Source organism: Gryllotalpicola koreensis (assembly GCF_039538185.1).
GTDB classification, from domain to species: domain Bacteria; phylum Actinomycetota; class Actinomycetes; order Actinomycetales; family Microbacteriaceae; genus Gryllotalpicola; species Gryllotalpicola koreensis.
Genome location: NZ_BAABBW010000001.1, coordinates 171287 through 195398 on the forward strand (window position 1 = coordinate 171287; position 24112 = coordinate 195398).

At 72.7% G+C, this 24112-nt stretch carries 23 protein-coding genes; 7 read left to right on the forward strand and 16 right to left on the reverse strand.

What is annotated here, in order from left to right; translation table 11 throughout:
• Nucleotides 1-9 precede the first annotated feature (9 nt).
• A complete protein-coding gene (cofD, locus tag ABD708_RS00760; RefSeq protein WP_344751367.1) occupies nt 10-1041 on the forward strand; it encodes a 2-phospho-L-lactate transferase in 1032 nt (343 codons plus the stop codon).
• A 121-nt stretch (nt 1042-1162) separates the two neighbouring features.
• Here the strand turns inward: cofD and ABD708_RS00765 are convergent, their stop codons facing one another.
• Entirely contained in the window at nt 1163-2350 is a 1188-nt protein-coding gene (locus ABD708_RS00765; RefSeq protein WP_344751368.1) for an MFS transporter, read from the reverse strand.
• 60 nt (nt 2351-2410) lie between these two features.
• On the opposite strand from ABD708_RS00765, the gene ABD708_RS00770 reads away from it, so the two are divergent.
• Nucleotides 2411-2713: an ArsR/SmtB family transcription factor gene (locus tag ABD708_RS00770; protein WP_344751369.1), complete on the forward strand. Its 303-nt coding sequence runs from the start codon at nt 2411-2413 to the stop codon at nt 2711-2713.
• Between the two features lie 91 nt (nt 2714-2804).
• A complete protein-coding gene (locus ABD708_RS00775; protein WP_344751370.1) occupies nt 2805-3602 on the forward strand; it encodes an alpha/beta fold hydrolase in 798 nt (265 codons plus the stop codon).
• A gap of 9 nt (nt 3603-3611) precedes the next feature.
• Here the strand turns inward: ABD708_RS00775 and ABD708_RS00780 are convergent, their stop codons facing one another.
• From ABD708_RS00780 to pnuC, 9 genes are read right to left on the reverse strand one after another with little or no spacing between them, the layout of a single operon-like run.
• Nucleotides 3612-4022: a DUF5615 family PIN-like protein gene (locus ABD708_RS00780; protein ID WP_344751371.1), complete on the reverse strand. Its 411-nt coding sequence runs from the start codon at nt 4020-4022 to the stop codon at nt 3612-3614.
• Nucleotides 4019-4285 (reverse strand): hypothetical protein, encoded by a 267-nt coding sequence (locus ABD708_RS00785; RefSeq protein ID WP_344751372.1) that lies wholly within the window; start codon nt 4283-4285, stop codon nt 4019-4021. The genes ABD708_RS00780 and ABD708_RS00785 overlap by 4 nt, the downstream gene beginning before the upstream one ends.
• A gap of 47 nt (nt 4286-4332) precedes the next feature.
• Nucleotides 4333-5697 (reverse strand): AMP-binding protein, encoded by a 1365-nt coding sequence (locus ABD708_RS00790; RefSeq protein WP_344751373.1) that lies wholly within the window; start codon nt 5695-5697, stop codon nt 4333-4335.
• The gene (locus ABD708_RS00795) at nt 5690-6355 is read right to left on the reverse strand and encodes a phosphohydrolase (protein WP_344751374.1); all 666 of its coding nucleotides are present in this window, start codon (nt 6353-6355) and stop codon (nt 5690-5692) included. Before ABD708_RS00795 ends, ABD708_RS00790 begins: the two co-directional genes overlap by 8 nt.
• Nucleotides 6352-8289 (reverse strand): vWA domain-containing protein, encoded by a 1938-nt coding sequence (locus tag ABD708_RS00800; protein ID WP_344751375.1) that lies wholly within the window; start codon nt 8287-8289, stop codon nt 6352-6354. Before ABD708_RS00800 ends, ABD708_RS00795 begins: the two co-directional genes overlap by 4 nt.
• Nucleotides 8286-8999, reverse strand: coding sequence for a hypothetical protein (locus ABD708_RS00805; RefSeq protein ID WP_344751376.1), 714 nt, complete (start codon nt 8997-8999; stop codon nt 8286-8288). The genes ABD708_RS00800 and ABD708_RS00805 overlap by 4 nt, the downstream gene beginning before the upstream one ends.
• Entirely contained in the window at nt 8996-10597 is a 1602-nt protein-coding gene (locus ABD708_RS00810; RefSeq protein ID WP_344751377.1) for an AAA family ATPase, read from the reverse strand. The genes ABD708_RS00805 and ABD708_RS00810 overlap by 4 nt, the downstream gene beginning before the upstream one ends.
• The gene (locus ABD708_RS00815) at nt 10579-11649 is read right to left on the reverse strand and encodes an AAA family ATPase (protein WP_344751378.1); all 1071 of its coding nucleotides are present in this window, start codon (nt 11647-11649) and stop codon (nt 10579-10581) included. Before ABD708_RS00815 ends, ABD708_RS00810 begins: the two co-directional genes overlap by 19 nt.
• Complete coding sequence (gene pnuC / locus ABD708_RS00820; protein ID WP_344751379.1) at nt 11642-12316, reverse strand: nicotinamide riboside transporter PnuC; 675 nt, start codon at nt 12314-12316, stop codon at nt 11642-11644. Before pnuC ends, ABD708_RS00815 begins: the two co-directional genes overlap by 8 nt.
• Nucleotides 12317-12480: 164 nt before the next feature.
• Here pnuC and cofG point away from each other — a divergent pair, with 164 nt between their 5' ends.
• The 4 genes from cofG (at nt 12481) to ABD708_RS00840 (ending at nt 18375) form a co-directional block, all read left to right on the forward strand.
• Nucleotides 12481-14814: a 7,8-didemethyl-8-hydroxy-5-deazariboflavin synthase CofG gene (cofG, locus tag ABD708_RS00825; protein WP_344751380.1), complete on the forward strand. Its 2334-nt coding sequence runs from the start codon at nt 12481-12483 to the stop codon at nt 14812-14814.
• Nucleotides 14814-16244 carry a flavin-containing monooxygenase gene (locus ABD708_RS00830; RefSeq protein WP_344752161.1) on the forward strand — a complete coding sequence of 477 codons (1431 nt, stop codon included), beginning with the start codon at nt 14814-14816 and terminating at the stop codon, nt 16242-16244. Before cofG ends, ABD708_RS00830 begins: the two co-directional genes overlap by 1 nt.
• Nucleotides 16245-16479: 235 nt before the next feature.
• Entirely contained in the window at nt 16480-17346 is an 867-nt protein-coding gene (locus ABD708_RS00835; protein ID WP_344751381.1) for an aldo/keto reductase, read from the forward strand.
• A gap of 102 nt (nt 17347-17448) precedes the next feature.
• On the forward strand, nt 17449-18375 hold the full coding sequence (locus ABD708_RS00840; protein WP_344751382.1) for an NADP-dependent oxidoreductase: 927 nt from the start codon (nt 17449-17451) through the stop codon (nt 18373-18375).
• A gap of 32 nt (nt 18376-18407) precedes the next feature.
• On the opposite strand, the gene ABD708_RS00845 is transcribed toward ABD708_RS00840, so the two are convergent.
• The 6 genes from ABD708_RS00845 to ABD708_RS00870 are packed head-to-tail and all read right to left on the reverse strand — an operon-like array spanning nt 18408 to nt 24097.
• Complete coding sequence (locus ABD708_RS00845; RefSeq protein ID WP_344751383.1) at nt 18408-19013, reverse strand: alkylhydroperoxidase domain protein; 606 nt, start codon at nt 19011-19013, stop codon at nt 18408-18410.
• Nucleotides 19013-19597: a CMD domain protein gene (locus ABD708_RS00850; RefSeq protein ID WP_344751384.1), complete on the reverse strand. Its 585-nt coding sequence runs from the start codon at nt 19595-19597 to the stop codon at nt 19013-19015. Before ABD708_RS00850 ends, ABD708_RS00845 begins: the two co-directional genes overlap by 1 nt.
• Before the next feature lie 45 nt (nt 19598-19642).
• Entirely contained in the window at nt 19643-20665 is a 1023-nt protein-coding gene (locus tag ABD708_RS00855) for a putative FMN-dependent luciferase-like monooxygenase (protein WP_344751385.1), read from the reverse strand.
• Nucleotides 20665-21414 (reverse strand): ABC transporter ATP-binding protein, encoded by a 750-nt coding sequence (locus ABD708_RS00860; RefSeq protein WP_425553228.1) that lies wholly within the window; start codon nt 21412-21414, stop codon nt 20665-20667. Before ABD708_RS00860 ends, ABD708_RS00855 begins: the two co-directional genes overlap by 1 nt.
• Nucleotides 21411-22298 carry an ABC transporter ATP-binding protein gene (locus ABD708_RS00865; RefSeq protein WP_344751386.1) on the reverse strand — a complete coding sequence of 296 codons (888 nt, stop codon included), beginning with the start codon at nt 22296-22298 and terminating at the stop codon, nt 21411-21413. Before ABD708_RS00865 ends, ABD708_RS00860 begins: the two co-directional genes overlap by 4 nt.
• Nucleotides 22295-24097: an ABC transporter permease gene (locus ABD708_RS00870; RefSeq protein WP_344751387.1), complete on the reverse strand. Its 1803-nt coding sequence runs from the start codon at nt 24095-24097 to the stop codon at nt 22295-22297. Before ABD708_RS00870 ends, ABD708_RS00865 begins: the two co-directional genes overlap by 4 nt.
• Nucleotides 24098-24112 lie beyond the last annotated feature (15 nt).

Sequence of the window (24112 nt, forward strand, 5' to 3'; positions counted from 1 at the left end):
GCTCGGGGGATGCCACAGAACATCGTCGTCCTCGTCGGGGGCGTCGGGGGCGCGCGGTTCACGCGCGGTCTCGTCGCGGAGCTCGAGCGCAGGCACCCGTCACCGTCCGATCGCCCGACCGTGACCGCGGTCGTCAACACCGGCGACGACTCGTGGGTCGCCGGACTGCGCGTCACCCCCGATCTCGACTCGATGATGTACGCCCTCGCCGGAGTCAACGACGAAGAGCGCGGCTGGGGGCTGCGCGACGAGTCGTACCGGGTCTCGGCCGAGCTCACGGCCTACGGCGTCGGCTGGCCGTGGTTCACGCTCGGCGACCTCGACATCGGAACGCACATCGCGCGCTCGGCGCTGCTGCGCGAGGGGATGCCGCTGACTGACGTCGTCGCGCGGCTCGCGTCGCGCTGGAACGACGGCGCCGGGCTGCCCGTGCGGCTGCTGCCGATGAGCGACGAGCCGGTCGAGACGCATGTCGAGATCGACCTCGGCTCGGGCCCAGAGCTCGTGCACTTCGAGGAGTGGTGGGTCAAGCACCGCGCCGCCGTGCCCGCCCGGCGCTTCGTGCAGCTCGGGCTCGCGGGGGCCTCGGCCACGCGGGCGGTGCGCGACGCGCTCGCCGCCGCCGACGTGTTCCTCGTCGCCCCGTCGAATCCCGTGGTGTCGGTGGGGACCACGCTGGCGGTTCCGGGCATCCGCGAGGGGCTCGCAGCGTCTGCGGCGCCGGTCGTCGGCGTCTCGCCGATCATCGGCGGGGCCGCGGTGCGGGGATATGCGGATGCCTGCCTCTCGGCCATCGGAGTGGAGACGTCGGCGCTCGCGGTGGCGCGACACTACGGCGCGCGGCGTGCCGGGGCCGGCGGGGCCGACGGGGCCGACGGGCTGCTCGACGGTTGGCTCGTCGGCGAGGAGGATGCGGCTTCCGTGGCGGAGGTCGAAGCGCTCGGCATCCGTTCTCGTGCGGTGCCGCTGTGGATGACGGATGCCGCGAAATCCGCCGCTCTCGCGGGTGAGGCGCTCGACCTGGCGGGCGAGCTGGGCTGAGGGGCCGTGCACACGGGCGGAAAAACTGCCCGGAACGGGCGCTGCACGCCCCGACACGCCGAGGGCGCACCGAAATCTCCGCCCGTGTGCAGAGGGGGTCTCGATACACCCGCCTCGCGGGCTACTCGACCACCGGAGAACGCGCGCCCCGGTGCGCCGCCTCGAAGACCAGCAGCGCGGCGACCGCGGCAGCCGCGGCGACGAGCAGCAGCGCCGTGACCCCCGAGCCGAGCGCCGCGGCACCGACCACCGGCGCGAGGGCGATGCCGACATACATGGACGTCGAGTACCACGACAGCGAGATGCCGGCGCGAGCCGGGTCGATCGACGCGAGCCGGTGCTGCACCGGCACGATCGCCGCATAGGTGCCGAGCCCCCACACCGCGAACAGTACGAGGGTCGCGACGAAGCCGCCGCGCACCGCGATGAGGGCGAGAAATACCGCGGCCTCGATCGCGAGCCCCCACAGGGCGGTGCGGCGGCCGCCGATGCGGTCGGTGAGCCGGCCGCCGAGCCAGTTGCCGATGATGCCGAAGACTCCGTACGCGAGCAGCAGCGCCGCGAGCGCGGCCTCACTGCCGCCCGTCGCCGGGTGCGCGACAGAGCTCGAGAAGACATAGACGAGGTTGAAGGCGAGCACGAGCAACAGGGTCGCGAGCAGCGTCAGCAGGATGCGCGGGTGGGCGAGCACCGCGAAGCGGGCGCCGAAGGACAGCGCGGGCCCGCTCGGGATGCCGCGCACCAGAAGCGCGACCGCGGCGGTGAGCACCGCCGCCATGCCGGCGAGTACCCCGAGGGCGAGACGCCAGCCGCCGAGCTCGGCGAGGAAGGTCCCGAAGGGCGAGCCGATGGCCGTGGCGAGGGCGAAGCCGAGGCCGGTCGCGGCGAGCGCACGGCCGCGCTGCTCGGGGGCGACGAGGGCCGGCGCGGCGGCGGTCGCGGCGGGCACCAGGGCGGCGCCGCCGAGCGCGGCGACGATCCGGCCCACGACGAACACCTCGATCGAGCCGGCGGCGGCCGCGACGAAGGTGCCCACGGCGATCAGCGCGAGCCCGGCCGCCATGAGCGCGGCGCGGGGAACCCGTGCGAAGACCACGGAGACCGCGGGCGAGGCGACGGCGACCACCACGGCGTACCAGGTGATCGAGTAGCCGACCGCCGAGGTGCTCACCCCGAGCGACGCGGCGATGGAGGGCAGCACGCCCGCGATGACGAACGCGTTGGTGCCGACGACGAAGAGGCCCGCGGCGAGAATTCCGAGCTTCAGCCCGACGGAGCGGGTAGCATTGGATTGTTCGATGACCGTCATACGATCAGAGTACGGGATAGTTCGATGATTGTCGAACTATTTCGAGAAGGCGCTGCACGGATGCCCGACTATCCCTCCCCCGACATGGCCGACGTCGACCTCGTGGAGGTCATGAAGGCGCTCGCCGACCCCATCCGGCTGCACATCGTGCGGGTCCTCGCCGACGGGGAGCCGAAGGCGAAGTCCCTCGAGGGCTGGGGCGTCGACGTCACGAAGTCGACGATGGCGCACCACTTCCGCATCCTGCGCGAGGCCGGTCTCACCCACACGCTGATCGACGGCCGGCGGCACGAGATCCAGCTGCGCCGCGCAGAGCTCGACGCGAAGTTCCCCGGCCTGATCGCGGCCATCGTGGGTGAGTGACCCGCTCAGAGGTGCGAAATGCACGCAGGATCGCCGTTGAGCGTGCATTCGGCACCGCTGAATGTCGGTGGCCGTCTTTAGAGTCAGAGCCGTGCACAGTGAGACGCGCGGCGAGGGGACACCCCTCGTTCTGATCCACGGCTTCGGTGTCGATCACCGCATCCTGCTTCCGCTCGACGAGACCATCGCGGCGCACGGCGGGTGGCGGCGCATCTACGTCGACCTTCCCGGCATGGGGCAGACCCCGATCGGCGAGGTCGCCAGCACCGAAGACGTGGCGCGAGCGCTGACGGATGCCGTGCGCGAGGCCGTCGGCGACGAGCCGTTCGCCGTGCTGGGCAACTCCTATGGCGGCATGCTGGCGCGCCGGCTCGCACACGACTTCGGCGAGCAGGTGCTCGGGCTCGCGACGCTCGCAGGGGTGTTCGTCGCGAAGCACGGCGCGCGCACGGCACCGCCGCGCACGGTGCTGCATGAGGAACCCGCACTGTTCGACGGCGTGCCCGAGAAGACCGCAACGGGCTACCGCGACTTCGCGGTGTGGCAGTCCGCGGCGGGGCTCGCGAACTACGTCGAGACCGTCGAGCCGGGCGTCGAGGCGATCGACCAACCCGCTCTCGAGCGCATCGCACAGAACTACGCGTTCGACGTCGAGCCCGAAGACGCGGCATCCGGCCCGTTCACGAAGCCTGCGCTGTTCGTCGTCGGCCGGCAGGACGAGGTGGTGGGCTACGTCGACGCGTGGCGGCGGCTCGAGCACTACCCGCGGGCGTCGTTCCTCGTGCTCGACGCGGCCGGGCACAACATCATCGGCGAGCAGTTCGGGCTCGTCGGTGCCGCGGTCACGGAGTGGCTGGAAAGGATCAGGCGCGACTCCGCCTCGCGCTGAGGCCTGCGGCTACGGCGCGAAGTACCGCTGCTTGAGGCGGCCGCCGCTCGCGCGGGCGATGTGCACGAAGTCGCGGTCGGCGGCGAACACGGTCGCGTCGTTGGCGATGGCGTAGGCCGCGATGGTGAGATCCGATGTCCCCGCAGCGCGACCGAGGCCGGCCCGCCAGAGCGCGCGCTGCAGGTCGAGGATCTCCCACTGCTCAGGCTTGCGCGTGAGCGACTCGAAGGAGTCGATGAAGGCGCGGCGCGTCTCGTATTCGCTCAGGGAACGCGCCGGGTGACAGAACTCCAACGCCTGCGGTGGACACGTCACGATCTGGTTGTACGGCGAGCTCTGCAGGCTCCGAACAATATCGGCGAACTTCACGTCCGTCAGGATGCGCGCCCAGATGCTGTTGTCGACGATGATGCGGGTCACACGTGCTCGGCGCTCGTCGCGGCGGGGTGCGCGGGTTCCTCGCTCGACTCGTCGTCGACCGGGTAGTCGATCGTCTCAAGCGTCCATTCGCTTTCGGGAATCGCAATGCTGCGCAGCCGCCGCTCGAAGTCCGGATCCGGCGCGGCAACCCGGACCGCCGTCTGCATCGAGCGGATCACGGCCTCCTTGATCGTGGTCGCGCCGGTCGCCTTCTTCGCCGCCTCGATCAACTCGGGGTCGAGGTCGATGCTCGTCACCGTCATGAGCGCCCCCTCTATATAAGCGATATATAGATTCTAGCGCGAGCGGCTTAGCCGTGCCGGATCGAACCGGCAGCTGTGGAGAACCGCCGGGGCTTGCCCTCGCCGAGCTCGGCGATCGACCGCACCCGCCGCACCGCGATCGGCGTGCCCAGCAGCGCGGCCAAGGCATCCGTCACCCGCGCCTCGTCCCCGCCGGCGATGACGGCGCTCACCGTGCCATCCGCGGCTTGCGAGACCGCCCAGCCGCGCGCCCCGGCCGCCTGCAGCTGCTGGGTGAGGTCGACGCAGGGCACCGCGTGCCCGTCGGCTGCGGTGAAGATCGTGTTCGCGCGCCCCTCGAGCTCAGCGAGCGCCGGGCGCCCGCCGAGCTCGACGAGCCGGGCCGTGTCGCCCGTGCGATAGCGCACCAGCGGCAGGAAGCGGTTCTCGCCGGCCGTCACGACGACCTCGCCCACCTCGCCGGGCGGCACCGCGCGACCGGCGGCGTCGAGCACCTCGACGTGCACGCGCCGATCCGCGATCACGTGCGGGCCGCCGTCCACGCTGACGGCGACCGGCCGGGTCTCGTGCAGCCCGTAGACGTCGATCACGGGGCAGCCGAACACCGCCTCGAGCTCGCGGCGCAGCGGCAGGCTGAGCGCCATCGCCCCGGAGAACAGCGCGAGCGGATGCAGCGCCCGAGCGTAGTCCGGCTCGAGCAGCCGCTCAAGGCTCGTCGGGGAGCCGCTGATCACCTGCGGGTCGAGCTCGGCCAGGAATCCCGTGTCCGCCTCAGCCAGGTTCACGCGCGCCATCGCCGCCTCGCCGAACGCCGGCAGCACCGAGACGTAGGTGAAGGCCTGGCGCTGCAGCACCACGTGGGCGAGCGCGAGGCCGCGCGCGGCATCCGGCCGCCAGTCGACGCCGAGCCCGCGCACGAGACCGACCATCCAGTGGAAGCCGCGCGCGAGCTCGTCGGGGTCGTCGGGCATGACGAGCGCGGCGCCCGTCGAGCCGGAGCTCGTGCCGTGCAGCACCTCGCTGAGATCGGCGCCGTAGGGCACGAAGGCGGCGATGTCGGCGGCGAGATCGTCGCGGGAGATGAGCGGGAAGTCCTCGAGCCTCACGAGCGGGCCGACATGGTCGCGGTAGAAGGGCAGCCGGGCCGCGCGCGCCAAGTGGGCCGCGAGCCAGTCGGGCGGCACCGGGGCGGCGGCATCGGCGGCGGCACGCGCCTGCGCTGCGGCATCGAGGCGATGGCCGGCGGCGTGCAGCCAGGGCGGGGCGAGCGGATGCCGCAGCACGCGCTCCCGCCGCGCGCGCCCCGCCGCGCTGAGCCCGGGCCAGCGCTCGTCGTCGCTGAGTGCGACCTGCCCCTGCGGCACGTAGTCGGGCAGGGCGAGCGGGTCGGGAGTGTCGCGCGGGTTACTCATGGCCGTACCTGGCTGCGGCCTCGCGGGCTCGGGCCGCTTCGAGACGGCGCACCACTTCGAGCCGGTGCTCGTGCTCGTCGAGCGCACGCCGCAGCGCCTCGTCGCGCGCGAGCGAGTCGCACAGCTCGAAGCGGGCGCGGGCGTCGTCGAGGCTCTCACCGGCCGGCAGCATGCCACCCCAGAGCAGGAAGGTGCGCACGGCCTCCTCTCGGCGCTCGGACTCGATGAGCCAGCGCGACGGCGCGACGATCGGCGCGAGGCGCAGCGCGAGCCCCAGCAGCGCGGGCGCCGCGGTGTCGCGCCGCAGCGGCGCGGCGAAAGGGCCGACGAGTTCCTCCGAGGCGTACAGCCAGAGGCCGAGTCCCGCGGCGATGCGGGCGGGGGCGGAGACCGCGGCGATGCGCGTCGCGGCCCCCACGAGCGGGTGGACGCCGCTCGACAGGCGCAGCTCGTCGAAGACGTCGCCGGCCAGCGCGAGCACGTCGGGCCCGTCGCCCTCGAGGAACGCCTGCGGCACGGTCGAGAGGCGGGCAGCGAGTTCGTCGATGCCCGGCCCGGGCGCGAGGCGCTGCCACGCGCCCTGCTCGTCCAGCCCCTCCGCGAACCAGGGCGCCAGTGGGCTCTGCCCGCTCTCCGCCGCGAGGTCCTCCGCGCTCACCGCGTGCTCCTTCCGGCGATCTTCGCCGCGAGGCGCGCGCACACCGCGGGCGCGCCCTCCATGCCGGCGACCTCGATCAGCTCGTAGCCGACCGCGGCGGCATCCGTTCTCTCCTCATCGCTGACGCGCCCGTCGATCACCATCGTCGCGTCGGCGACGTGCGCGCGCACGCGGGCCGCGACCTCGGCGAACTGCTCCTGCCCGTGGCCGAGCAGCGAGACGTAGCCCGTGTCGGTGAGCACCACGAGGTGGCGCTCCTCGCCGCGGCGCGGGCGGGAAGCCAGGTAGCGCTGCGCCAGCAGGTCGAGCGGGAAGGTGGTGCCGCCGCCGAAATAGGTCGTCAGACCCTTCACGATCTCGACGCGCTCGCGTGAGAAGTCGGCCGTGCCCGCCACCTGCCCGGCGCTCGAGAAGCTCGTGGTGCGCACGCGGCCGCCGCCGCGCAGCACCGAGAGGGCGAGGATCATGCCGGCCAGCACCGCCGGGGAGCCCTGCTGCGGCGACATCATCGACCCCGACGAGTCGATGTACAGGTCGAGCGCCACCGGCACCTCGGCGCGACTCGGCTCGTCGGCGAGGAAGGTGCGGCGCACCGTGGTGACGCCCGGCACGACGACGGTGCCGCCCGCGAGCGTGGCGGGCCAGTCGATGTCAGAGAGGTCCTCGCCGGTCTCCCACAGCTCGAGCGGGCCGGGCAGCTCGGGGGCGGCGGATGCCTCACCGCGCCGCTGCAGCGGGGAAACCCACGGCCGCGCCTCGGCCTCGTACCAGGCGGCCATGACGGCGTCGGGGTCCGCTCCCGCGAACAGCTCGAGGGTCTCGGCGATGCCGAAGCTCTGGCCGGAGGAGCGCGTCGCCGCAGTCGCCCCGGTGCCGTCGTCGGGGCCGTCCGTCGCGGAGTCTGCCTGCTCGCCCGCCAGCGCGTCCACCGGGTGGATCAGCCGCTCGCGCAGCCGCGCATCGGCGAGCACCCGGGCGAGCTCGCCCGCGGTCGGCGCGGCGCCGGGGTCGGCCGCGCAGGCGACGTTGCCGGCGCCTTCCGCCGGCGCGCCTTGCCCGGGCTGCCCCGTCTGACCCGGTTGCCCCGCCAGCGCGGCTCGCTGGCGCTGTTCCCGCAGCCGCCGGCTCACCACGAGGTACGGCGCGAGGATCATGCCGCACGGCGCCGCACCCGCCACCGGGTCGGCGCCGAAGCGGCGCACGGTGTCGGCGAGCAGCACGGCGTCGGCCTCGGCGAAGAGCTGCTGGGCGAGGTCGGCCCGCGCGCCCTCCTGATCGAGGTTGCCGACCTTGGCGCCGGCCGCCGCGATCTGCCCCTCGGCCTCGGCGGCGGCCCGGCGGGCGGCCTCGCGGAAGAGGTGCGGCTCGTGCGGATCGCAGAGCGTTCCGGCGGGCAGTCGCCACAGCCGCTCGTAGGCGCGCAGGTAGACCCACCAGGCCGGGTCGGCCTCGGCGCCCTGCGGGCCCTGGGCGAGCACCGGCGCCGAGAGCGCGCGCCAGAGCGCGATCAGATCGGGTTCGGCCGAGGGCGCCGCGGCACGCTGCGCCCGCACGACGCGCTCGTTGATGACCAGGTCCTCCCACAGATTGGCGAGGTGCGCCGCCTCCTCGCGCACGTCGAGCACGTGGCCGGGGTCGCTCGCCGCGATGGTGCGGGCCATCTGGTAGTCGATCTTGAGCCCGTCGAGCCGGGTGCTCGGGGCGAGCACGTGGTGGCCGAGCTCGTGGGCGAACACCGAGACGAGGTGCCCCGCCCCGCCCTCGCGCGCGAGGAGCGCCGGGTCGAAGGTGATCGCCGGCGGGAAGCCGAACCAGCTGAACGAGGGCCTGCCGGCGTCGGGCAGCACCGCGGGCGGGTGCATGCGCACACCCCACAGCCGCTGCGCCGCCTGCCACGCGACGGACTGCTCGGGCGTGAGCTCGGCGGTGCTCACGCCGCCGCCCGGGGGCTGTGCACGATGGCGAGGTAGGAGTACGCAGAGACCGCCAGCTCGGCGCGGCCCGGCGTCTCGTCGACCGCGGCGAGCGTCTCGGGCGAGATCACGTGCCCGAACAGGTCGCACTCGATATGCCACGGATGCCCGGCGACGGTGACCCGCCACCGGCCGGGTCCCAGCGGCTCGGGGTCGATCGGGGGCTCCTGCCACGGGCCGCCCAGGCCGATGAATCCGCCGAGCCGAGCGAGCACGTAGCCGCCGGCCTCCCAGCCGGGCCAGTGGAAGCGGTCGGCGTGCTGCCCCGCGGCGAAGGCGGCGAGCGCGGCGCGCGCGGCGCGGGTGGCATCCGTGCCGCCCGGCAGCCCGAGCGCGGCAGCAAGCGCAGGGGCCGGCCCCGACGCCTGCCCCGGCAGCGACGAGGAGAGAGCCCGCTCGATACGGCTCAGGGCGTCGGCGCGCAGGCCGAGGGTGCCCGCACGCCAGCCGGCCACGGCGGCGGCATCCGTGAACCCCGCCCTGTCATCGGCGAGTCCGGGCACCGCCGCGAGCGCACGGCCGAGCGCCCGCAGGTAGCGCGCCCGGTCGCCGCCCCACGTGACGACGCGCTGCACGGAGGCCCCGACGTCGAGACCCGCGACGGCGGGAACGGGCGGAGTCGCGGCATCCGTCTCTCCCGCATCGATCGAGTGGCCGGGCCGTGCGATCACGAGCCGCCCAGCCAGCGCCGGTAGTTGCTGTAGCGCTGGTGCAGGTACTTGAGCGCGACGAGCTCGTCGAAGTCGCGGCCGTAGAGCTTGCCGGTCTCGGCGATCTGCGCGATGCGCCCCTCGATCGCGGTCAGCCGCCGCGAGACCTCGAGGGCGGCAAGTCCGTCGAGGCCGCCTGCGAACTCCGCGAGCAGCCGACCGGTCGGGTCGTCGGCATCGCGGTCCTGCGCGGTGTATTCGAGCAGGGCGGCGTCGAACAGCTCGGCCAGCCAGCTCAGCGGGTCGGTGGCGAGCTCGCGGCCGTCGCCCGACTCGAAGTGCGGGTGCTCGAGGTTGGGCCGGAGCTTGCCGCGCAGCACGAAAGGCAGCATCGCGCGGACATCCTCAAGCTCGACCGCGGGCCGGCCCCGGAACCAGGCCGAGGCCTTCGCGAACAGGATCAGCGTCTGCAGGGCGCGCGGCGACACCGAGTTGAGCGTCTGCGCGCCCGGGTCGACCTCGAGGTCGGCGCCCGTGTTGGCGCCGATCACCTCGGCGACGCTGCCGCCCGCGGTGGCGACCTCGTCCTTCGTGCGGTACTCGAAGCGGCGGCCGCCGTGCTGCGCGAACTCGAACTGGCCGATGAAGTGCTCGAGGCGCCGCCGCACGGCCGGCGGCACGGGCACCGCGCGAATGGCGGCGCGCATCGCCGTGCGCTGCGCCGCGTCGAAGACGAGCTCGGCCGGCACGTGGTCCTCGGGCCGCTCGCCCGCCTCGACGCGGGTGACGAGCTCGTCGAAGAAGCGGCTGTTGAAGCCGAGGGCGGGCACCGTGACGTCCATGCGGTCGAGCAGCGCCTGGATCACCGGGAAGGTGCCGCCGCCCGCGTCGTCGTTCGCGGTGAAGTACCAGCTGTCGACGCCGCCCTCGGGCGTCGTGCGGTGCAGCTGGTCGTGCGACTCGACGTAGCCCTCCGCCACCATCGTGAGCAGCGCCGACTGCGTCTTCGTCGGGATGCGGTTGAACTCGTCGATGATCTTCACCGGGCTCGTGAGCCACGAGCGCCACGCGATCGTGATCTCGGCGAGGCTGCCCGCGGTCACGAGATCGCGCGGCAGCGGCATGCCGACGAGGTCGCTGACCGTGAGCTGCGGCTGCCCCTGCTGCACCTCGCGGCGCACCTGCTCGGCGCTCGAGCCGGCGAGCACCCCCATGAGCACCGCGAGCGTCGTCTTGCCCCGGCCCGGGCCGCCGACGAGCAGGCAGCGGCCGCCGACGGCGAAGGTGAGCAGCGGCAGCAGCACGTTCGACGAGTACGACTGCTCGGCCGGCAGCACGAGCTCGGCGCCGGCATCGCCGAGTGTGAAGCGGATGGCGCGGTCGAGGCCGAACTCGACGTCGTAGTACGGCGAGATGACGGCCCGGTTGACGAGCCAGAAGTAGGCCTGGCGCAGCTTCTCGTCGAGGGAGGTCTCAACCGGGGCCGCCGCCGCGAAGAGGTCGTCGGCCGTGTACTGCGGGGCGGCGCCCGCCGCCGGGTCGGCCGGGTTGGTCGGCGCCGCCGAGGTGCGCCGCCAGCGCTCGGGGTTCTCGTAGTCGGTCACGCCTGCTGCAGGCATCCGTCGCCCCTCGTGTCGTCGTGTGCTGCGCCCAGCTCCTCGAGCGACGGGCCCACCGCGAGCGCGCCCGCCAGCTGCTCGGCCGCGAAGGCGAGCGCCTGCGCGAGGCGCTCGGCGACCGTGCCCCGAACCTCGAGCCACGGCACCGGCTGCGCCGCGAGCACCGCACGGAAGCGCTGCTGCATCGCGTGCCGCAGGTGCTCGCCGTCGCGCGTGCCGTCCTGCACGAAGGGGATCTCGTCACCCGTGAGCAGATAGGCGAGGGGCGGATGCCGCATCGCGCGATCCCACATGCGCTGCGGCGCCTCGCCGACGTAGCGCTCGTGCCAGAGTACCGTCGCGAGGGCGTCGGTGTCGCAGACGAGCTCGGGGCGCGGGGCGCGCCGAGCCGCGGCTGCCTCGAGCGCGATCTGCCGGTCGAGGATCAGGTCGAACTCGTCGCTGCGCCACGGGGCGTCGAGGCCGCCGTCGCGCGTCACGCTGTGCTCGCGGCCGTACTCGGGAACCCACACCGTGCCGAGGGCATCGGCGAGCGCCTCGGCGAGGGTCGTCGAGCCGGTCGACTCGGCGCCCAGCACCACGATGCGGCGCGTGAACCAGGCGCGCACGGGTGCGGGCAGCTCGTGCCAGTGCGCGGCGACATCGCGGCGCACGGCGGTGCCCGAGATCGGATTCCCCACCCGGCCCGCGTCGACGCGGCGCCACCGCGCGCCGAGCCGGCGAGCGAGCTCGGCGCCGTACTCGTCGGAGGTGAAGACCGCGTCGACGGGCCCTTCCAGGAGCTCCTCGATCACGGGCATGTGCGCGTCCCACGCGGCGGCCGAGGCGAAGTCGACGGGCGCGTCATCCATCGCGGCGACCACCCGGGCCGTCGGGTGCTCCTCACGCACCCAGTCGGCGCGCACCTCGAGCGGGATCGTCTCGACGCTCGCGCCGAGCACCTCGACCGTGACCTGCTCGCACTCGCGCAGCGCCTGCCTGATCAGCGCCTGGTGGCCGGAGTGGAAGGGATAGAACTTGCCGAGGACCAGCCCGTGGGCGAACTCACGCATCGGCGGCGACCCCCGGCCCCGGCATCCGATCGGCTGCTGCGCCTGTGCCTGTGCCTGCGCTCGCGCCCGCGTGCGCCGCGGCAGTGCGGCGCCACGAGACCCAGCCGGCCGCGCACAGGCCGATGAATCCGAGGTAGAGCGCGGCGGTGATCCACAGGCCCTTCGCCGCGTAGAGCCCGACGTAGCCGACGTCGATCGCGGCCCACACGAACCAGTTCTCGATCCAGCGGGCGTTGAGCATGTACTGCGCGACGATGCTGCCCGCGGTCGTCGTCGCGTCGGCGAGCTGCGTGGTCGAGTCGGTGAACGCGGTCAGCAGCCAGGTGAGCACGGCCGCGAGCGCGATGCCGGATGCCACGAGCCACGGCACGGCGCGCCGCGGGGTGCGCAGCACGAAGGCCTCGTCACGTTCGAGGTGCGCGGTGCTCTCGGCGCGGCGGGCACGGAACCAGCCGACCCAGCCCGCGACGGCGAGGGCGAGGAAGACGAGCTGCAGCCCGGCGTCGGCGTAGAGCGCGGCGGGCACGAACAGCACGATGAAGACGAGGTTGTTGAGGATGCCGACCGGATAGTTCCACATGCTGCGGCGCTGCGCGAGCACGACAGAGCCCGCCCCCGTCACGAAGCCGAGCACTTCCGTCCAGTGAGCGGCCCACCACACCCCCATGTGGCGAGCCTATCGGGCGGGCGGCAGCGCCCGGGCTGACCGTTCCGGGGCTAGGCTGACTCCATCGGCAGCGGCCTGGATTTGGGCCGCCGGGCTGCGCGCATCTGGCTTTGATGGCGTTTCGGCTCGGCATCCGTATCCGCCCCACTATGCCCAGGTGACCCATGGCCGTTCCGCTGATGTTGCGCACCCCTGCTGCACCCTATGTCCGCCCCGATGAGCTCGACGGCGCACTAGACCGGCTCGAGGCCGTGCGCGAGCCGTGGACTTCCCTTTCTCATACGGATGCCGTGACGCTGCTCGCCGCTCGCGACGCCGACCTCGACCGGCTGCTCGCGGCGGCCGGGCGCATCCGCGACGAGGGGCTGGCTGCGGCCGGGCGGCCCGGGGTGATCACCTACTCGCGCAAGGTGTTCATCCCGCTCACGCACCTGTGCCAGGACCGCTGCCATTACTGCATCTTCGTGCAGAGCCCCGGCAAGCTGGCGGCCGCGGGCATCTCGCCGTACATGGAGCCCGAGGAGGTGCTCGAAGTCGCGCGCGCCGGCGCCGCGCTCGGCTGCAAAGAGGCGCTGCTCACCCTCGGCGACCGGCCCGAGAACCGCTGGCCGATCGCCCGGCAGTGGCTCGATGAGCACGGCTACGCGTCGACGCTCGACTACGTGCGGGCGATGGCCGAGCTGATCCTGGCCGAGACCGGGCTGCTGCCCCACCTCAACCCCGGCGTCATGTCGTGGGCCGAGTTGCAGCGGCTGAAGCCCTACGGACCGTCGATGGGCATGATGCTCGAGACCACCTCGACGCGCATCTGGCAGACGCCCGGCGAGGCGCACTTCGGCTCGCCAGACAAAGACCCGGCGCTGCGCCTCAGGGTGATCGACGACGCCGGGCGTTCGCGCATCCCGTTCACGACCGGCGTGCTGCTCGGCATCGGCGAGACCGCCGCCGACCGCATCGACGCCGTGCTCGCGCTGCGGGCGTCGCACGAGAAGCACGGGCACATCCAAGAGGTGATCGTGCAGAACTTCCGGGCGAAGCCGGCCACCGCGATGATGGGCGCCGCCGACCTCGAGACGCAGGAGTACGCGGCCGCCGTCGCCGTCACCCGCGTGCTGCTCGGCCCCGGCATGCGCGTGCAGGCGCCGCCGAACCTGACGGATGCCGGCGAGCTCGCCCTTCTCATCAGGGCCGGCATCGACGACTGGGGCGGTGTCTCGCCGCTCACCCCCGACCACGTGAACCCCGAGCGCCCCTGGCCGCAGATCGAGGAGCTCGCGCGGCTCACCGCCGAGGGCGGCTACACGCTGCGTGAGCGGCTCACCGCGCACCCGCACTACCTGCGGGAGGCGCGGGGCGCGGTCGCTTCCGGGGCTGCCGCCGCCGCGGGGCGGGGCGCCGATTGGTTCGACGACCGGCTGCGGCCGCGGCTGCTCGAGCTCGCCGACGACTACGGGCTCGCCCGGCACGACGCCTACCTCGAGTCGGTGCTGAAGCGCGCAGAGGCCGACCCGGCCGGACTGACGGATGCCGAATACGTCGCCCTGCTGCACGCCGACGGCGACGACCTCGAGACCCTCACCGCCCTCGCCGACCGGGTGCGGCACGAGCGCGTCGGCGACACGGTCACCTACGCGGTGAACCGCAACCTCGACCCTGCCCTCGGGCTGCCGCCCGAGCGGCTCGCTGCGCTGGTCGACGAGGCCGCGGCCCTCGGCGCGACCGAGATCTGCGCGCAGGGCACGCCGCCCCGCGAGCTCGGCGCAGCGGGCTACCTCGACTTCGCCCGTGCCGTCAAGCAGGCCCAGCCGCGGCTGCACCTGCACGCGTTCCGGCCCGCCGAGGTCCTCGACGGCGCGGCCCGCGCAGGGCTGCCCCTCGCCGAGTGGCTGGAGCGGCTGCGGGAAGCCGGCGTGGACACCGTGCCGGGCACCGCGGCCCGGATTCTGGACGATCGCATACGCGGCATCCTGACGGGGGCCACCGACATTGCGGCATCCGTCTGGCTCGAGGCTGTGGAGAACGCGCACCGCGCCGGTCTGCGCTCGACCGCCACGATGGTCTACGGGCACGTGGAAGCCGCCGCTGATCAGGTCGCTCACCTGCGGAAGCTTGCCGAGCTGCAGGACCGCACCGGCGGCTTCACCGAGTTCATCGCGATGCCCTGGCTGCCGAGCGAGTCGCCGGTCGAGGTGCCGGGCGCGCGGCCCGGCCCGAGCCTGCGCGAGTCGCGCGCGGTGCACGCCGTCGCGCGCCTGATGCTCGCGGGGCGCATCGACCACATCCAGGCCGCGTGGACCAAGCTCGGCCTGCGCGGCGCGCAGCTCGTGCTCGCCGGCGGCGCCGACGACCTCGGCGGAGTGCTGCTCGACGGGGTGATCGACCCGAGCGCCGGCCCCGAGCAGGGGCGCCAGCTCACGGTCGCCGACGTCACGCGGCTCGCCGCCGAGCTCGGCCGCCCGGTGCGGCAGCGCACGACCACCTACGGGGAAGTCGCGTGATGGACGTCGCTGTCATCGGGGCCGGCATCGCCGGCATCGGCATGGGCGCGCAGCTCACGCGCGCCGGCCGCGACGACTTCCTCATCTTCGAGCGCGCCGACGACGTCGGCGGCACCTGGCGCGACAACTCCTACCCGGGCGTCGCGTGCGACATCCCGAGCCGGCTGTACTCCTACTCCTTCCGCCCGCCCCGCCGCTGGTCGCGCCGTTTCGCCCCTGGCGCCGAGATTCTCGACTACCTGCGCGAGACCGCGCATGCCGAGGGCCTCGAGCCGCACCTCCGGCTCGGCGAGCCGCTCACGAGCGCGCGCTGGGACGACGAGAACGGATGCTGGCGGCTCGCGACCCCCCGCGGCGCATACTCCGCCCGCGCCCTCATCATGGCCGCCGGCCGCCTCAGCGAGCCGAAAACGCCCGCCGTCCCCGGCCTCGACACCTTCCCGGGCCGCGCCTTCCACTCCGCGCGCTGGGACCACGCGTCCCTCGCCGGCCTCCGCGTCGGCGTCGTCGGCACGGGGGCGAGCGCGGTGCAGCTCGCGCCTGAGGTGGCCGCGGCCGCGGCATCCGTCACCGTGTTCCAGCGCACGCCGGCCTGGGTGCTGCCGCGCGGTGATCGCGCGTTCGCGCCGGGCGAGCCCCAGCCCGACCGCGCCGAGCTGTCCGCCGAGGCCGAGCGCCTCTTCGACGCCCGCATCACAGGATCGACCGAGCTCGCAGCGCTGCGCGACCGCGCGCTCGCCCACCTCGACTCCCAGGTCGCAGACCCCGCCCTGCGCGCCGCGCTCACCCCCGACTACGAGCTCGGCTGCAAGCGCGCGGTGTTCAGCGACGACTACTTCGCGGCGCTGCAGCAGTCGAACGTGACCCTCGAGCCCAGCGCGCTGAGCTCGGTCGAGGGAGCGACCGCGGTCGCGGCATCCGGTGCCCGCTACGACCTCGACGTGCTCGTGTTCGCGACCGGATTCGAGACCACGCGCCCGCCGTTCGCTCGGCTGGTGACGGGCCGCGACGGCGAGTCGCTCGCCGCCCACTGGAGCGACGGCATGACGAGTCACGCGTCGACGGTCGTGCACGGATTCCCCAATCTGTTCGTGCTCGACGGCCCGAACGCCGCCCTCGGCCACCATTCGGCGTTCGAGGTGATCGAGGCGCAGCTCGACTACGTGCTGGGTGCGCTCGACCACCTGGACGCGACGGATGCCCCGCTCGAGGTCACGGCCGAGGCGGAATCCGCCTACTCGGCCGAGATCGACCGGCTCGCGGCGGGCACGGTCTGGGTGCAGGGCGGCTGCTCGAGCTGGTATCGCGACGAATCGTCCGGCCACCTCACGCTGCTGTGGCCTGCGCCGGTCGCGGAGTTCCGCGAGCGCTACGGGGTGTTCGACCCGGCGCCCTTCAGCCGAGCGGCGCCTGCGGCTGCGCAGGCGTAGGGCGGCCGCCTCGCAGTTGCGGCTGCTTTGCGGCTGCGGCTGCGGCTGCGCAAAACTCCGGGCGGTTTTCGGACGACGTGCAGCGCACGCCCGAGTTTCCGCGGCTCTGTGCCCCGCACCCGCACGACGGCCCTGAGTTTTGCGCAGAGCGTAAACCGCGACCCGCGGCCGGGATCGCGGAATTGCCGGCGGCGCCATCGAATTGACCCGAGAAGAACATCCTGAGGAGAGCTGAATGACTGACACAGAACTGACCGCCGCGGCATCCGGTACCTTCGCGCTGGGCGGCGACCTCACCGTGAACCGGCTCGGCTTCGGCTCGATGCAGCTGCCCGGGCCGGGCGTCTGGGGCGAGTCCCGCGATCCAGAGGGCGCCGTGCGCGTGCTGCAGCGCGCCGTCGAGCTCGGCGTCAACTTCATCGACACGGCCGACTCGTACGGACCGGTCGTCGCCGAGCAGCTCATCAAGAAGGCGCTGCATCCGTACCGCGACGACCTCGTCATCGCCACCAAGGCGGGTCTCACCCGCCAGGGCCCGAACATCTGGACGCCCGTGGGCCGCCCCGCCTACCTGCGCCAGCAAGCCGAGCTCAGCCTGCGCAATCTCGGGCTCGAGACCATCGACCTGTTCCAGCTGCACCGCATCGACCCCGAGGTTCCTCTCGAGGACCAGGTCGGCGAGCTCGCGGCGCTGCAGAGCGAGGGCAAGATCCGGCACATCGGCCTCTCTGAGGTGTCGGTCGCCGAGGTCGAGGCGGCACAGAAGGTCGCCACGATCGTCTCGGTGCAGAACCTCTACAACGTGGCGAACCGCCAGTCCGAGGAGCTGCTCGACTGGTCGACCGCGCACGGCATCGGATTCATCCCGTGGTTCCCGCTCGCGACCGGCACGCTCTCGCAGCCCGGAGGCCCGCTCGCCGAGCTCGCCGCGCGCACCGGCGCGACGCCGTCGCAGCTCGCACTGGCGTGGCTGCTGAAGCGCTCGCCGGTCATGCTGCCGATTCCGGGAACCTCGAGCATCGAGCACCTCGAGGACAACATCGCCGGGGCATCCGTCACGCTGTCCGACGAGGACTTCGAGGCAATCTCCGCCGCGGTCTGACCTCGCAGGCGAAACGGTCGCCACTTCGCGCGGCATCCTGAGAACGGATGCCGCAGCAGGTGGCGACCGTTTCGGCGGTGTCAGACGGCTAGCCTTCCCCCTATGCAGGCAGCGCAGTTCACCCGCTTCGGCGTGCCCGAAGTCCTCCAGCTCGTCGAGCTTCCGGAACCGCACCCCGGCCCGGGCGAGGTGCGCATCGCCGTGCGCGCGGCGGGCGTCAACGCGAGCGACTGGAAGAAGCGCCGCGGTGAGATGGACCCCGAGCTGCCGCAGACGCTCGGCTACGAGGCGGCGGGCATCGTCGACGAGGTGGGCGAGGGCGTGACGGATGCCGCACTCGGCGACCGCGTCTACGGATTCGCCGACGGATCGGCGCAGGCCGAGCTCGCCGTGCTGTCGTCGTACGCGCCGATCCCGGCCGGCCTCGACTTCCCCGACGCGGCGGCGCTTCCGGCGGCCGCCGAAACCGCAGCCCGCGCCCTCGACCAGCTCGGGCTGGGCCGCACGGATGCCCGGTCCAGCGCAAACCGCCCCTTCACCCTGCTGATCAGCGGGGCCTCCGGCAACGTCGGCAGCGCCGCCGTGCAGCTCGCCGTCGCCCGCGGCGCGCGCGTGATCGGCACGGCGAGCGCCGCGAAGCAGGACTACGTGCGCTCGCTCGGCGCAGAGCCGGTCGTCTACGGCGACGGACTCAGCCAGCGCGTGCACGAGCTCGCGCCCGACGGCGTCGACCTCGCGCTGGACGTCGCCGGCAGCGGCATCCTGCCCGAGCTCATCGCGCTCGCCGGCGGAGCCGACCACGTCATCACGGTCGCCGACTTCCTCGGCGCCCGCGACACCGGCGTGCGGTTCAGCCGCGGCGATGCGGGCCGCGCGCTCTACGTGCTCGACGAACTCGCACTGCTGATCGGCGACGGCCGCTACGCCGTGCCCGGCATCCAGACCTTCCCGCTCGCCGACATCGCCGAGGCGCACCGCGTCGGCGAGTCCGTCCAGGCGCGCGGCAAGCTCGTGCTCACCGTCGGCTGAGGCGCCCCGCGTACCCGCGAAAGGCGCGCGGCTCACGCAGCCGGCGGCGTCGGCTCCCCGAGCGACAGCATCAGCCGGTTCGCCCAGTTGAAGAACGCCGCCCCATGAATGGCGTCGGCGATCGCGAGGTCGTCGAGCCCGGCATCCCGCAGCTGCTGCACATGCTCCGCAGAGAACTCGCCGGGCGTCACCGTCAGCGCCACCGACGCGTCGATCACGGCGCGCCACTGCGGGTCATTCTGCGGCGCGGCGGTGCCGCCGTCGAGCAGCCGCTGCACGTCCTCGGGCCGCTTCGACTTCTGCGCGGCAAAGCGCGAGTGCACGGAGGCGCAGAACAGGCATCCGTTCGTCCGCGACGCGGCGGCCGCCGACAGCTCGCGCTGGGCGCGCGGCAGACCGCCCTTCTCGTTGTAGAAGATGTCGTTGTCCGTGCGGGTGCGCGCACCGAGGATGTCGGGGTCGCGTGCCAGCAGCCGGAAGTACGGGCTGTTGGCGCGGCCCTTGTCGACGAGGCCTTCATACTGCCGCGGCGTCAGCTCGTCGACCGGCACCGGCTCGAGCCAGGGCTCCCAGCCGAGCTGCGCCTGCGTGAACGCGTTCGGGCGCTCGAAATCGTGGCGGATGACGGATTCCGACATCACAGCTCTCCCTTCAGGACGGTGAGCCCCGCGACCACGCGGAGCTGGAAGTTGAGGAACGACACGAGCTGCGACAGCGTGACGATGCCGGTCGTCGACCAGCCGGCGTCGAGCAGCGCCTGCAGCGCGTCGGCCGACGAGTCGCGCGGACGATACGTCAGCAGGTGGGTGTGCGCGAGCGCGGCGGCGAGACGGATGCCGAGGGCGTCGACCAGCTCGGGCGAGGGCTCCCAGTGCAGCCCGTCGACGTTCTCGGCGCTGAGCGGCCCCTCCGGGTAATCGCCGTAGGGGCCTGTGGTCACGGCGCCCGGCAGGGCGGATTCCAGTGCGGCGAGCGTCTCGCTCGAGGCACCTGCCAGCAGCTCGCGGTAGTGCGCCGCCGTCGGGCTCTGCGCCAGCGCGACCGCCCAGTAGGCGACCGCGAGGCGCTCGAGCTGCGAGACGTGCTCGAGCTCGTCGGCCGCGAACAGCGCGTCGTAGCTCGCCTGGGCGTTGCGCTTCGCGTCGGGGCGCTGCTCGCGCAGCGCGAAGAGCGCGTCGCCCTCGCTCACGCCGACCAGCTGGTCGATGATGTCGGTGGGCATGTGGTTCCTTTCAAGAAGTGGGTCTCGATACGCCGCCTGAGGCGGCTACTCGACCGCCGTAGGCGTAGAAGCGGGTGACCAGCCCAGAGCCGGCGCGACCTCGCGCGCGATCAACTCGAGCGAGCGCAGCACGACCTCGTGCGGCGGGTCGACGGGGTGCGGCTGGAAGACGATGTCGCTCGCCGTGCGCAGGATCGGGTCGGCGGTGAGCCCGGCGAGCACCTGGTCGACGGTGCCGATGTGCAGGTCGAGATAGGCAGCGAGCTCGAGCTCGGGCGTTCCCGCAGGCACCGAGACCCCCTGCGCCTCCAGCGCCCGCAGCGACCTGGCGATGCCGACCGCCCGCCACCGGGCCGCCTCCTCCTCCGTGTCGACCACGAGCACCGAGCGCGAGGCCATCACCCGCTGGGGCACCCCGGCAGGCAGCGCCGCGGCATGGGCGGCCACGATCTCCACCTGATCGTCGGCCGAGCCGACCCCGGTATACGAGCGCCGCGGCTGCGTGCGCGACAGCATCAGCCCATTGCCCTCCGACCCGATGCGCGCGGCACCGCCGGCCGAGAACGTCGCCTCCCACAGGGTGTCGATGAGCGCGGGCGCCGGCGGGTACAACGCGCCCCCGTCGCTCGTGAGCACGTCGCCCCGCAGCGCCGACAGCAAGGTCGACTTGTGCGCCGCGTAGATCGCGGGCCGATCGGCGGGGTCGTGGCCGAACGGCGGGAACGACGACGAGGTGCCGCCCGAGCCGATGCCCACCTCGAGCCGCCCGTCCGACAGCAGCCAGAGCACCGCGGCGTCCTCGGCGACGCGCAGCGGCGCCTCGAGCGGCAGGGTCACGATGCCCGTCGCGAGCGTGATGCGCGACGTCAGGGCCGCCGCCTGCGCGAGCAACACGAACGGCGACGGCAGACCGCCCTCGTCGCGGTGGAAGTGATGCTGCGCGACCCAGGCGGTGTCGAACCCGAGCTCCTCCGCCCGCACGAACTGCGCGATCGCGTTCCGGTACCGCTCGACCGGCGAGACGTCGTCGAGCAGGCGGGTGAAGAATCCGAGCCGGGGGCCTGTCATTACTGGGATGCCTTTCCGAGGTACGCCTCTTGGATCTCCGGGTTGTCGAGCAGCTCGCGGGCGCTGCCCTGCAGCACGATCTCGCCCGTCGCGAGCACGTACCCGCGCGAGGCGATCGAGAGCGCGAGCTCGGCCTGCTGCTCGACGAAGAGCACGGCGACGCCGAGCTCGGTGTTGATGCGGGCGATCTCGTCGAGCACCTGGTCGACGAGCTTGGGCGAGAGCCCCATGGTGGGCTCGTCCATGCAGATCAGCCGCGGCCGACTCATGAGCGCACGCGCGAAGGCCAGCATCTGCTGCTCGCCGCCCGAGAGCGTGCCGGCCTCCTGCCGACGCCGTTCGGCGAGGCGCGGGAAGTGCGTGCGCATCCGCTCGAGGTCCTCGGCGATGCCCGCCTTGTCGCTGCGCGTGTACGCGCCCGCGAGCAGGTTCTCGTCGACCGTCAGCTGCGGGAACACCCGCCGCGCCTCGGGCACCGACGCGATGCCCGCCGTCACGCGGCGGCGCGTCGACGCGTGCGTGATGTCGGCGCCGTCGAAGCGCACGGAACCCGAGCGCACGCGCGTGAGCCCCAGGATCGTCTTCATCGTCGTCGACTTGCCGCTCGCATTGCCGCCGAGCAGCGAGACGATCTCGCCGTCGCCGACGGTGAGCGTGTTGCCCCGCAGCGCGTGGAACGGCCCGTAATAGACGTGCACGTCGTCGAGTTCGAGGAGGGGCACGGATGCCTCGGCCGATGAATCCGTCATACGAGATCCTCCCCACCGAGCCCGCGCCGCCGCCCGAGGTATGCCTCGATCACGGCGGGGTCGCGGCGCACCTGCTCCGGCCGCCCCTGGGCGATGATGCGCCCGCCGTCCATCACGATGACCCGGTCGCTGACCGACATCACGAGGTCGAGCTTGTGCTCGACGAGCAGGATCGCCTGCCCCTCGGCCTTCAGCTCGAGCAGCTGCCGCAGCACCTCGGCCGTCTCGGACTGATTCATGCCCGCGGTCGGCTCGTCGAGCACCAGCAGCTTGGGCTTCAGCGCGAGCGCCCGCGCGATCTCGGTGCGGCGCCGGTTGGCGTAGCTCAGCGAGTAGGCCGGGTCGTCGCGGCGCGGCCCGAGCCGCGCCTCGAATCGCTCGATCTCCGCCGAGATCGTCGCGTCGATCTCACGCCGCTCGCGCCGCGATGCCGGCGTGCCGATGATCGCGATGTACAGCTCGGCGAGCAGCGGGATCCAGCGCAGCAGGAACATGCGCGACAGCCGGCGGAAGGGGCGGCTGGCGCGCAGGGTCGAGTGGATGCCGACCTCGATGTTGTCCGCGACCGAGAGCGTCGCGAACACGCGGCCGTTCTGGAAGGTGCGGGCGACGCCGTCCTCCGCGATGCGGGCAGTGTCGGCGTGGCCGATGTCGGCGCCGTCGAGCGTGATGGTGCCGCCGTTCGCCGGGATCGTGCCCGTGACGAGGTTCAGCGTCGTCGTCTTCCCCGAGCCGTTCGGCCCGATGATCGAGACCACCTCGTGCGGCCCGACGGTGAACGAGATGCCGTCGACCGCCTTGAGCCCCTCGAAGTGCCGCTCGAGCTTCTCGACCGTGAGCAGCGCGCCGCCCGTCTGCGCCTGCGGCGCGGTGGCGTCGCTCATGAGTTCCTCACCAGGATTCCGCCGGGCCGGAAGCGCACGGCCAGGATCAGCACGAGGCCGTACGCGATGATGCGCAGCTCATCGGTGAAGCGCAGCAGCTCGAGTCCGCCGATCAGGATGATCGCGCCGACCACCGCGCCGTAGGGCAGGTTGACGCCGCCCATGATCACGATCGTGACCACGAGCAGCGACATCAGCGTCGTGAAGATCGTCGTGTCGATATAGGTGTACTGGTGCGCGAGCAGCGAGCCGCCGATACCGGCGAAGAACGCCGACACCGCGAAGGCGAGCGCCTTGTAGTCGCGCACGCGGACACCGGATGCCAGCGCGGCCACCTCGTCCGAGCCGACCGACGAGATCACGCGGCCGAGGTGCGAGTCGCGCAGCCGCCACATCACGAGCAGCGTCACGACGAGCACCCCGAAGTCGATGAAGTAGAAGTCGCGGGCCGAGAACAGCAGGTGTCCGGCGATGCTCGGCCACGGAATCCCCTGCACTCCCAAGGGCACCACGAGCTGGATGATCGCGACCACGACGAGGCCCAGCCCGAGCGTCGCGATCGAGATGTAGTGGCCCTTCACCCCCCAGATCGGCGAGGCGAGCACCGAGGCGATGACCGCGGCGATCAGGCCCGCGAGCGGCAGCGCGACCCAGAAGGGGATGTGCACGTACAGCGTGAGCAGCGCCGAGGCATACGCCCCGATCGCGATGGGCCCGGCCTGCCCCAGCGCCATGACGCCCGACTGCCCGGCCGTGATCGTGAAGCCCGCGCCGATGATCGCGTAGATCAGCACCTGCGTGCCCGTCGAGAGCACGTAGTCGCTGCTGACGAACGGAATCACGCCCGCGCCGACGACGAAGGCGGCGAGCCACACCCAGCGCGGAATCCGGAACGGCCGCCCGCGCCCGAGGAACGTGCCCGTCAAGGGCTCCGACGAGATCAACGGCACCTTCCCGAACAGCCCGCCCGGCCGCACGATCAGCACGATCAGCAGGATCACGAAGACGATGATCTGGTCGGACGTGTCGCCGAAGAAATAGATGCCGAAGGCCTCGAGGATGCCGAGCACGAAGCCCCCGATCACCCCGCCGACCAGCGAGCCGAGCCCGCCGAGCGTCGCCGCGACGAAGGCGACGAGCCCCGTGTTGAGCCCCGAGACCGGGTTCGCGACGCCGACGTACAGCGCCATGAAGATGCCGGCGAGGCCGCCGAGCCCCGAGGCGATCACGAAGGACAGGTGCTGGATCAGCCCGACCGGGATGCCCATCTGCAGGGCGGCCTCCTGGTCCTGCGCGGTGGCGCGGGTCGCGCGGCCGATCTTCCCGTACTTGAGGAACACCGACATCACGATCATCACGCCCGCCGTGATGCCGAGCATCACGAGGTCGGAGGTGCCGAAGCGCATCGCCCCGATGTGGAAGTTCGAGGTCGGCAGCACGCGCGGGAAGACGCGCGAGTTGGCGCCGAAGGCGAGCTGCGAGCCGTTGTCGAGGATCTGCGAGACGGCGTAGGTCGACAGCATCGCCGCGAGCGGCACGAACTTCGCGAGCGGCCGCACCACCGCGATGTTGATGATGAGGCCGATCGCGGCGCAGATCAGCACGACGAGCGGCAGCACGAGCCAGAACGACCAGTGCAGCTGCGAGACGAAGAACCAGGTGAGCATGGCGCCCAGCCCGAAGAACGAGAACTGGGCGAAGTTGACGACGTTCATCACGCCGAAGACGAGGGAGATGCCGACCGCTCCGAGGGCGTAGACGTTCCCTCGGAGCAGGCCGGCGATCAGAGTGTCGGTCATGAAGCGCAGTTCAGA

What these genes read in the sequence shown, in the direction of transcription:
- cofD (WP_344751367.1), top strand. Translation starts at nt 10, where the DNA reads ATGCCACAGAACATCGTCGTCCTCGTCGGGGGCGTCGGGGGCGCGCGG.
- ABD708_RS00765 (WP_344751368.1), bottom strand. Translation starts at nt 2,350, where the DNA reads ATGACGGTCATCGAACAATCCAATGCTACCCGCTCCGTCGGGCTGAAG.
- ABD708_RS00770 (WP_344751369.1), top strand. Translation starts at nt 2,411, where the DNA reads ATGCCCGACTATCCCTCCCCCGACATGGCCGACGTCGACCTCGTGGAG.
- ABD708_RS00785 (WP_344751372.1), bottom strand. Translation starts at nt 4,285, where the DNA reads ATGACGGTGACGAGCATCGACCTCGACCCCGAGTTGATCGAGGCGGCG.
- ABD708_RS00790 (WP_344751373.1), bottom strand. Translation starts at nt 5,697, where the DNA reads ATGAGTAACCCGCGCGACACTCCCGACCCGCTCGCCCTGCCCGACTAC.
- ABD708_RS00810 (WP_344751377.1), bottom strand. Translation starts at nt 10,597, where the DNA reads ATGCCTGCAGCAGGCGTGACCGACTACGAGAACCCCGAGCGCTGGCGG.
- ABD708_RS00815 (WP_344751378.1), bottom strand. Translation starts at nt 11,649, where the DNA reads ATGCGTGAGTTCGCCCACGGGCTGGTCCTCGGCAAGTTCTATCCCTTC.
- pnuC (WP_344751379.1), bottom strand. Translation starts at nt 12,316, where the DNA reads ATGGGGGTGTGGTGGGCCGCTCACTGGACGGAAGTGCTCGGCTTCGTG.
- cofG (WP_344751380.1), top strand. Translation starts at nt 12,481, where the DNA reads ATGGCCGTTCCGCTGATGTTGCGCACCCCTGCTGCACCCTATGTCCGC.
- ABD708_RS00830 (WP_344752161.1), top strand. Translation starts at nt 14,814, where the DNA reads ATGGACGTCGCTGTCATCGGGGCCGGCATCGCCGGCATCGGCATGGGC.
- ABD708_RS00835 (WP_344751381.1), top strand. Translation starts at nt 16,480, where the DNA reads ATGACTGACACAGAACTGACCGCCGCGGCATCCGGTACCTTCGCGCTG.
- ABD708_RS00840 (WP_344751382.1), top strand. Translation starts at nt 17,449, where the DNA reads ATGCAGGCAGCGCAGTTCACCCGCTTCGGCGTGCCCGAAGTCCTCCAG.
- ABD708_RS00845 (WP_344751383.1), bottom strand. Translation starts at nt 19,013, where the DNA reads ATGTCGGAATCCGTCATCCGCCACGATTTCGAGCGCCCGAACGCGTTC.
- ABD708_RS00850 (WP_344751384.1), bottom strand. Translation starts at nt 19,597, where the DNA reads ATGCCCACCGACATCATCGACCAGCTGGTCGGCGTGAGCGAGGGCGAC.
- ABD708_RS00855 (WP_344751385.1), bottom strand. Translation starts at nt 20,665, where the DNA reads ATGACAGGCCCCCGGCTCGGATTCTTCACCCGCCTGCTCGACGACGTC.
- ABD708_RS00860 (WP_425553228.1), bottom strand. Translation starts at nt 21,414, where the DNA reads ATGACGGATTCATCGGCCGAGGCATCCGTGCCCCTCCTCGAACTCGAC.
- ABD708_RS00865 (WP_344751386.1), bottom strand. Translation starts at nt 22,298, where the DNA reads ATGAGCGACGCCACCGCGCCGCAGGCGCAGACGGGCGGCGCGCTGCTC.
- ABD708_RS00870 (WP_344751387.1), bottom strand. Translation starts at nt 24,097, where the DNA reads ATGACCGACACTCTGATCGCCGGCCTGCTCCGAGGGAACGTCTACGCC.